We start from the raw sequence: 2,264 nt of genomic DNA on the forward strand, positions 1-2,264 counted from the left end.
GCGCGGCTCGGGGTTGAGTTCGCGGGCCAGCGCCATGTCGCCGTCGACCGGCCGGGCGCCGCCTTCGCACAGCGCATTCAGCGCGCGTTCCAGCTCGCCGCCGAACCCGACCAGGCGGTCGCGCTCGCGCCCCTGCGCGTCCAGCAGTACCAGGGTCGGCCAGGCGGTCACGCCGAAGCGGCGCCAGCCGTCCCAGTCCGCATCGAGCAGCGCGGGGCCGATCAGGCCCTGGCGACGCAGCAGTTTGAGCGCCTGCGCGGGATCGCGTTCGCAGTCGAAGCGGGGCACCTGCAGGATCAGCAACTGCAGCTTGCCCGGGTTGCGCGACTGCCATTGCGCCAACTCGGCCAGCCGTTGCGCGCACCACACCGAGGCGGCGTTGACGAAGGCCAGCACCACCGGTCGCCCCCGCAGTTCGGTGAGGGTGGTCGGCGTGGCGTTGAGCCACGTGGCGAATTCGGGCAGGTCCTGGACGGGCTGTACGTTCATGCCCCGATTATGCCGGAGTCGGCGTCATGCAATCGTCGTGCCGCGTCAATCCGACGGCGGCCTGCGCGCGCCGGCTGGTCAGCCGTGCGCCGCCAGCCAGGCTTCGGCCCGGGCCAGGTCGTCCGGGGTGTCGATGCCGGGCGGAAACTCGGCCGGGGTCAGCGCCACGCTGATCCGATGCCCCGCTTCCAGCGCGCGCAGCTGCTCCAGCGACTCCAGCTGCTCCAGCGTGCCCGGCGGCAACGCCGCGAATTGGCGCAGGAAGCCGGCACGATAGCCGTAGATGCCGATGTGACGCAGCCAGTGCGGTCCCGCCAGGGTGTCGCGCGAGCGCGCGAAGGCGTCGCGGTGCCACGGAATCGGGGCACGGCTGAAGTACAGCGCATCCAGGTTCTGCCGGCGCACCACCTTGACCGCATTGGGGTCGAACAGGGTCTCCGCGTCTTCCACCGGGGTGGCCAGGGTGGACATCTCCGCCCCGCTGTAGACCAGCGCCTCGGCCACCGCGCGGATGCCTTCGGCCGGGGCGAACGGCTCGTCCCCCTGCAGGTTCACCACCACGGTGTCGTCGCTCCAGCCGGCCTGCGCGGCACATTCGGCCAGGCGGTCGGTGCCGGAGGCGTGATCGGCCGAGGTCATCGCCACGCGCACGCTGGACAGGCCCTGCAGCGCATCGGCAATGCGCGCGTCGTCGGTGGCCACCCACACCTCGCGTGCGCCGGCCAACAGCGCACGCTGGGCCACGCGCAGCACCAGCGGCTGGCCACCGAGCAGGCGCAAGGGCTTGCCCGGCAGGCGCGAGGCCGCGTAGCGGGCCGGGATGGCAACGACGAAATCGAGGGGCTGGCTCATGTGCAAACTCGCGGAAATGACAGGGGAGTCGATGCGGCGGGCGAAACGCTCAGCGCTTGCCCAGCTTGTCGACGCGGTCGAGGAGGTTCACCCAGAACGCGGCGGGCAGGTCGGCCGCCAACGGCACGGCGAAGTGCCATTCGTTGGCAAACACCTTGCACTTCACCGCATCCTTTTCGGTCATCAACACGGGCAGTTCGCTGCCAAACCGCAGGTCGGCGGCCTGGTACGCGTGATGATCGGGAAACGCGTGCGGCACCACGCCGATACCCTGCGCGCGCAGCATGTCGAAGAAGCGCTGCGGGTGGGCGATGCCGGCCACCGCATGCACGCGCTGGCCACGGAAATGCGCCAGCGTGCGCGGGCGGCCGCCGCTGAGCGGCTGGGCGCTGTCGATGTGCAGCTGCATCGGCCATTCGCCGAAGCCGCACGCCGGCTGCGCGCCGACGCCATCGCTGGCCTGGCCCATGTTGACCACGCGGAAATCGCAGTCGTTGGCGCGGCTGACCGGTTCGCGCAATGGGCCGGCCGGGATCATCCGCCCGTTGCCGTAGCGACGCTGCGCGTCGACCACTTCGATCTCGATATCGCGGGCCAGCCGGTAATGCTGCAGGCCGTCGTCGCAGACGATGATGTCGCAGCCGGCGTCGACCAGCGCCTTGCCGGCCGCTACGCGATCGGCATCCACGCGGACCGGCACGCCGGTCTTCCACGCGATCAGCACCGGTTCGTCGCCGCCGATGGCGGTGGACGTGGTGGCCTCGACCCACCGTGCCGTGCCGGCCTCGTCGCGGCCGTAGCCACGACTGGCCACGCCGGGCTTCCAGCCCGCGTCACGCAGCCGCTTGACCAGCGCGATGGTCAGCGGGGTCTTGCCGGTGCCCCCGGCGGTGACATTGCCCACCACCACCACCGGTACCGGC

Annotated in this window: 2 protein-coding genes and 1 pseudogene; all 3 read right to left on the bottom strand. The window is 71.2% G+C overall.

From position 1 onward, the window contains the following. A pseudogene (locus DBR34_RS23070) lies at window positions 1–489 on the bottom strand (hypothetical protein); the annotation flags it as partial. A gap of 78 nt (window positions 490–567) precedes the next feature. After that, window positions 568–1,341, bottom strand: coding sequence for a 3-deoxy-manno-octulosonate cytidylyltransferase (kdsB, locus tag DBR34_RS13305; protein ID WP_128097143.1), 774 nt, complete (start codon window positions 1,339–1,341; stop codon window positions 568–570). A 49-nt stretch (window positions 1,342–1,390) separates the two neighbouring features. Beyond that, on the bottom strand, window positions 1,391–2,264 hold an 874-nt coding region (gene lpxK / locus DBR34_RS13310), incomplete at its 5' end, for a tetraacyldisaccharide 4'-kinase (RefSeq protein ID WP_258223909.1).

Origin of the sequence: Stenotrophomonas sp. HMWF003, from assembly GCF_003061285.1 — a bacterium.
Taxonomy (GTDB): Bacteria; Pseudomonadota; Gammaproteobacteria; order Xanthomonadales; family Xanthomonadaceae; genus Stenotrophomonas; species Stenotrophomonas maltophilia_AP.